At 65.4% G+C, this 5,962-nt stretch carries 7 protein-coding genes; 5 read left to right on the plus strand and 2 right to left on the minus strand.

Features of this window, described 5'->3' with window-relative positions:
* Nucleotides 1–65: 65 nt before the first annotated feature.
* Entirely contained in the window at nt 66–455 is a 390-nt protein-coding gene (locus WBF82_RS21740) for a VOC family protein (protein ID WP_424384999.1), read from the minus strand.
* Nucleotides 456–468: 13 nt separating this feature from the next.
* Complete coding sequence (locus WBF82_RS21745) at nt 469–882, minus strand: VOC family protein (protein ID WP_424385000.1); 414 nt, start codon at nt 880–882, stop codon at nt 469–471.
* Nucleotides 883–958: 76 nt separating this feature from the next.
* Between WBF82_RS21745 and WBF82_RS21750 the strand changes: the two genes are divergently transcribed.
* The 5 genes from WBF82_RS21750 to WBF82_RS21770 all read left to right on the plus strand — a co-directional run bounded on the left by WBF82_RS21750 (nt 959) and on the right by WBF82_RS21770 (nt 5,941).
* Nucleotides 959–1,837 carry an LLM class flavin-dependent oxidoreductase gene (locus WBF82_RS21750; protein WP_424385005.1) on the plus strand — a complete coding sequence of 293 codons (879 nt, stop codon included), beginning with the start codon at nt 959–961 and terminating at the stop codon, nt 1,835–1,837.
* An 11-nt stretch (nt 1,838–1,848) separates the two neighbouring features.
* Entirely contained in the window at nt 1,849–2,235 is a 387-nt protein-coding gene (locus WBF82_RS21755; protein WP_424385001.1) for a DUF2237 family protein, read from the plus strand.
* A gap of 73 nt (nt 2,236–2,308) precedes the next feature.
* Entirely contained in the window at nt 2,309–4,942 is a 2,634-nt protein-coding gene (locus WBF82_RS21760) for an FAD/NAD(P)-binding protein (protein WP_424385002.1), read from the plus strand.
* Between the two features lie 91 nt (nt 4,943–5,033).
* Entirely contained in the window at nt 5,034–5,369 is a 336-nt protein-coding gene (locus WBF82_RS21765; RefSeq protein ID WP_424385003.1) for a hypothetical protein, read from the plus strand.
* Between the two features lie 290 nt (nt 5,370–5,659).
* Complete coding sequence (locus WBF82_RS21770; RefSeq protein WP_424385004.1) at nt 5,660–5,941, plus strand: DUF732 domain-containing protein; 282 nt, start codon at nt 5,660–5,662, stop codon at nt 5,939–5,941.
* Nucleotides 5,942–5,962: the final 21 nt, after the last annotated feature.

The following is a 5,962-nucleotide window of genomic DNA, read 5'->3' on the forward strand; positions in this document are numbered from 1 at the left end:
GGTCGGCTGGCCGACGACTATCGCGACCAGGAAAGCACGCGCCACGGCCCCCGCACTGGGTAGCGCTAGCCGCCTGAGCCGTAGGGCCTGGTGAGGATTTCCAGGTAATGGCCGCCGGGGTCGCGGAAATACACTCCACGGCCGCCGTCTCTGGTGTTGATTTCGCCGGGTCGATTACCGCCCGGGTCTGCCCAGTGCTGCAGCCCGCGGGTTTGAATCTTGCCGTAGATCGCGTCGAAGTCGTCCTCGGAGACCAGGAACGCATAATGCTGCGGTCGGATCTCCTCGCCCTCGGACACATCGGCGTAGTCGAGGTTCGCGCCGTGCTCGAGTGTGACCGTCATGAAGGGGCCGAACGGCTCAGGACTCGGCAACCCGAACAGCTCGGTGAAAAACTCGGCAGATTCCCGCTTATCGCGGGCGCCGACGATGGTGTGGTTGAACTCGATAGGCATGGTGCTTGCCAGTCTACTTCGGCGCGGACAGCTCCAAGGCAATGTTGTCCGGGTCGCGGAACTCCAGAATGTAGGTCGGTCCGATGTCCTTGACCGGCTCGTGGTCGATGCCCAGATCGTCAAGATGCTTTGCCGCAGCGTCTAATTCAGCCTTACCTGCGACCCTGAACGCGATGTGGTCCAGCCCGCAGCGGTCCTCGTGGAAACGGTCGGTGGCGACCGGCCTCAGCCCGATCAGCGCACCACCCATGTCGTAGATGACACCACCGAACAGAAACCCCAGCTGCTTGCGCGTCGCCTCGTCGGCGTTGTCAGGTACCTCGAGCAGAACCGGCCAACCGAAGACGCTTTCGTAGAACTGTCGGGAACGCTCGATGTCGCTGACGGTGAGTCGTACATGCGCGATGGAATTGGCGGTGATGCCCATCTCAGACATGGTGCCACTGCGCAGCCTGAGCGCACCCACCGGTCTACATGCCAGAATCGCCGTCGTGCAGATATCGATGACCATGCCGGTAATGGAGCCGGACTTGGATGCCGCGGTGCTGCGGGATTGGGCGCGTGCGATCGATGACGGCCCGTTCGCGTCGTTGTGTTGGGGCGAGCGGATGGCCTTCGACAACCCGGAGACTCTGACGCTGATGGGCGCGCTGGCCGCGTGGACCGATCGGGTGCGGTTGGTGACGACGGTGATCGTGCCCCAACTGCACGACCCGGTGATGTTGGCCAAGGCGCTGGCGACGGGGGACATGCTCTGCGGCGGACGGCTGACCGTGGGCATCGGCGTGGGCGGCCGCATCGAGGACTATCAGGCGGTCGGCGCGGACCCGACTACGCAGACCATGCGTGGCATGGCCGAGCGGGTCGCGGTCATGAAACGAGTCTGGTCGGGCGAGCAGATCACCGAGTCGCTGTTGCCGGTCGGGCCGGCGCCGGTCCAGGCGGGCGGGCCGCCGCTGTTGATCGGAACCATCGGGCCAAAGACCCTGCGCAGCGCTGCTGTCTGGGCCGAGGGCTTGGCCGGCCACACGATGGACCTCGACGTCGCCAAACAAAACGAGCTGTTCGACGTGGCGCGTACCGCTTGGGCCGAGGCCGGCAAGCCCAAACCGCACTTGGCCACATCGTTCTGGTTCGCGCTCGGTTCCCACGACGAGGCTCGACCGCAAGTGCACCGGCATCTGCGCCGCTATATGAATTGGATACCAACCGAGTACATCGACGCGATGGCGCCAACCACCGGGTTCGCCGGCAGCGAGGAGGAACTGATCGCGGTGCTGCGCAAATTCGAAGCGGTCGGCACCGACGAAATCCAGCTCATCCCAACCGGTTCCGATGTCAGCCAACTTCGGCGCGTGGCCGACGTGGTCGACGCGATCTAGAGAGGTGCCCGATGCCTGAGCGCAACGTGTTGGGTGGTGCGCTGGAATCTTGCGGCACCGAGCCGCTAACCGGCTTCTACCGCGACGGCTGTTGTTCAACCGGCGACGAGGATCTCGGCATGCACACTATTTGCGCCGTGGTGACCGCCGAGTTCCTCGAACATCAGCGTGCGATAGGAAACGACCTGTCCACACCGAGGCCGCAGCTCCGCTTTCCCGGTCTTGTGCCGGGGGACCGATGGTGTGTGACCGCGGGGAATTGGCTACTGGCCTACCGCGACGGGTGCGCCGCACCGGTGGTGCTTGCCTCGACGCACGAGCGCACGCTCGATGTGGTGCCTCTTGAGGCCCTGCGCGCGCACGCCGTTGACGTGCCCGACGACCTGGGCAGCTTGTAGGGCGGTTACTTTCGCTCAAGACGACTGAAAATGATCGCGAGAGGATCGCTGTCTTGGGGGATAACCTTTCGTGATGATGCGCGTCGCGATCGTGGGCGGTGGAGCTGCGGGTGTGCTCGCCGCTGTGCATCTGCGCCGCAGCAAACCAGACGCACAGATCACGCTGATCGACGCGTCGGGTTCTCCCGGCACGGGCGCGGCGTACGGCACCAACGACCCGACCCACTTGCTGAACGTTCCTGCGCAGCGCATGTCGGCATGGTCGGACGATCCAGATCACTTTTGCCGTTGGCTCGACGAACGAGCGGTCACGCCGCTCGAGAGCTTTGCGCCGCGTCTTGCCTACGGCCGCTACCTGCGAGATGAACTCGCGGCCGCTGACGTGCGGATCGAGGCTGCCGAGGTTGTGGGGTTGACGCCGGGCAGACCCGCGCGCATCGCGCTCAACGATGGACGTGAGTTATCTGCGGACGCCATTGTGCTCGCGACTGGGCGCCCCCAAGGCGGCATGCCGGAGGCGTTGGAACGCGCCTTCGCTCCGGTGTTGGCCGCAGGCAGTGACGGCAGGGTGGTGCTGGATCCATGGGCGCCCGGCGCGCTCGCGGCTCTCGGTGCGTGTCGGCCGGCCAGCGTCTTGGTGATTGGTTCGGGACTCACCGGCGTTGATGTCGCGCTGCATCTCATTGCGCGCGGCGCCACGGTCACCCTGCTGTCGCGTAATGGCGCACTCCCGCGCCGATTCCGCGCCACCGGCGCGCCCGCGGAAGTGCCCAACCTCGATGCGTTGCCTGCCGAGGTTTCGCTGGAGCAATTGCGCACCGCACTCGAAGCGGATCTCGCGCATGCGCGCGAATCCGGTTGGGACTGGCGACAAGTGATCGACGCGGTGCGGCCGCGCACAGCCCGGCTGTGGCGATCGTTGGGATGGGAGGACCAGCGTCGGTTCCTGCGGGAGGACCTGCGGCAGTGGGAGATACTTCGGCACCGGATGCCGCCCACCGTTGCCGATGCGATCGATGCCGCTACCGACAGCAACCAACTGATCATCGAGGCGGGCGAGGTCGCCGACGTGGCGCTGCGCGGCAATGGCGTCGAGCTGGTGGTGACAACGAGCGACGGATCAGTGCGTCGGCGCGGTGATGCGGTTGTCGTCGCCACCGGCACTACGTGGGATCGGCGGTCGCTGCAACGCTGCACGCTCTGGGCGAATCTGTTGGCCTCAGGTGTCGCGTCGCTGCATCCGTGCGGGGTGGGCGTGCGACTCACTGCGGACGGCTATCTCATCGACGGGTTCGGCGTCACGATCCCGAACATCATCTGTCTCGGCCTAATTCGCCAGGGTGAGGAGTGGGAGACCACGGCGATACCCGAAATCCGTACCCAAGCGGCTGCTATCGCGCAGCTGCTCGCCGACGACACTCGTCACCAACCCATTCGGGCGCCGAGTCTCATCACGACGGCACCCGAATTGACCGGTGCGCCAGCGTCATACGCCGAGGGTGTGCGTCGCCTGCTCGCCGTGCAAGACGGCGCGTCGACCGCCTTCGCGGCAGCGGTCGCAGAAGATCAGCAGCACGCCCGTGCGCACGTCGCGCTCGCGATGATCGCCACCGAACGGCCCGACCGGGCCGGCGGGCCTGACGCAGTCGCCGGCCATCTCGCTCGAGCGCGCGCGGCACTTGCACATGGAAGCGACGAAGACCGTAGCCATGTCGAGGCCATCGCGACGTGGTGCGAGAAGGGCAACGCGGCAGGTACCGACGCACTCATCGACCATCTCGAGCGCGTACCGAACGACGCAGTCGCGTTGCTCGTGCTCGCGCCGTCGATTGCGTTCGCAGGGGCTGGAGACGCGTTGCCGGACGCGTGGCAGTACGTCGAGCGATTCACTGGCGTGCACGGCGAGGCGCCCTGGTATCTCGGCTTACGCGCCTATGGCAGGACGGAACAGGGCCTCTGGTATGACGCAGCCGACCTGGCCGATGCCGCACTCGAACTCGATCCGGGCAATGGCAATGCCGCGCATGCGCTGTCGCACGTGCACTACGAGACCGACGCGCACGGAGCCGGACTGAAATGGCTGACGGACTGGATCCCGGGCGACGGCAGCACGCAGCGGTACCTCCCGCACTTCCAGTGGCACGCCGCGCTGCACGAGCTCGCGATGGGCGACGCGGCTGCCGCGGCGCGTCGGTACAACGCGTGTCTTGCGCCGCCCCACTCGAAGGACGTGCGATGTCTCGTCGACGCCGGTTCGCTCGCATGGCGGGCGCGCCTGCATCCCGACTGGGTAACTCCACCTGATCCAATGGCCGTCCTGGCCGAGGTCGGCTCGCTTGCATATGCGCCGAAGACGCCGTTTATTGCGTTTCATGCGCTGCTTGTACTGGCCGCGGCGAATGATCCGGCCGCGATCCGCGCGATGAATGTTCCCGACGCCACTGACGCGCAAGCAACGACGCTGCGTCTCATCGGCGAAGGTCTTATCGCGTTGACGGCCGGTGAGCCGCGCGCAGCGGTCGACTTTCTCCTCGAATCACTTGCCGGGCTGCCGTCGATCGGCGGTAGCCGGGTGCAACAAGAGGTGATTCTCGAAACGGCGTTGGCCGCGATGTTGCAACTCGGTGCGCCAGGTCAGGCGGCGCGCCTGCTGTCGCGACATCGCGTTGCGCCCGGGCCGCAAGTGACCCGCGGTGCGGTGAACTGAGGCCGGCAACGCCGAGACCTTCGACACACCGCGCGTTTTTCATCGCCCAAAAGCACGCCGAAGTGCGCCCGCAGGCAGCAAGATTTCGACCATGAAACTTGTGCTGACCTTGGCGCTGATCGCCACCGCCATCTTGACCGCGCCAGCGGGGAACGCCGACCCTGATCCGCATAAGCCCGACGTGGGCGCCAACTACTGCCCGGGTGGGGCGGGGGTGGGCGGCCAACCAGGTCAACCGGCCGAGCCCTATTGCGATGGCGTGCCCTATGACGATGGCTCGTACTGGCACGCGATAACGCGCAGCGGGACGAACGTCACAGTGGTGCAGTGCGTCGTCCCCCCTCCGGCGCCAGGTCTCTTCTCGGGTCTTGTGCCGCAAATAAACGGGCCGATACCGGCACCGGCTGGCGGCTGCAGCGGGGCCTGACCAATTACGTTCGCGACCGGACTTACCAGAAGCCACATCGCCGGCGGGCCAAATGCCCGCGACGCACAAACACGTTGGGGCGCTGGCCAATTCGCTTCGGGCAATTCGACTGGAATCCAATAAGCAGTCGCTGGGTTCTCCTGCACAGAGAATTTCTATTGCGCATGCGTCGAATCATATTGTGCGCGTGTGCTATTCGGAGACCGGCATGTTTCGACTGCAGCGAGTGGGGCTACCCGGCATTCGACGCGGTCTGCATCGGCTGCCGCCACCTTCGCTAGGAGATCATCGTGAAAACAACGCTAGCAGCAGCGGTCGTGATGGGGATCTGGTTAGCGCCGACGGCATATGCCGGCCCCCAAGACCAGGCGTTCCTGTCGTACCTAGCGGCGCACAAGGTGGCGGTCGAAACGAACACCGCGATCAACGCGGCGCACATCGCGTGCGACCAAATAGCGGACGGCGAATCTGCTTCCACTGTTGACGCGATCGTGTCCCAACACTTCCCCACGATCAACGGGAACGAATACTGGATCACCGCCGGGGCACGAGAGGCTTACTGCCCAAATTAGTGCCTAGTCATTCGCCTTCTT

It is taken from the genome of Mycobacterium sp. (assembly GCF_049673265.1).
GTDB lineage: Bacteria > Actinomycetota > Actinomycetes > Mycobacteriales > Mycobacteriaceae > Mycobacterium.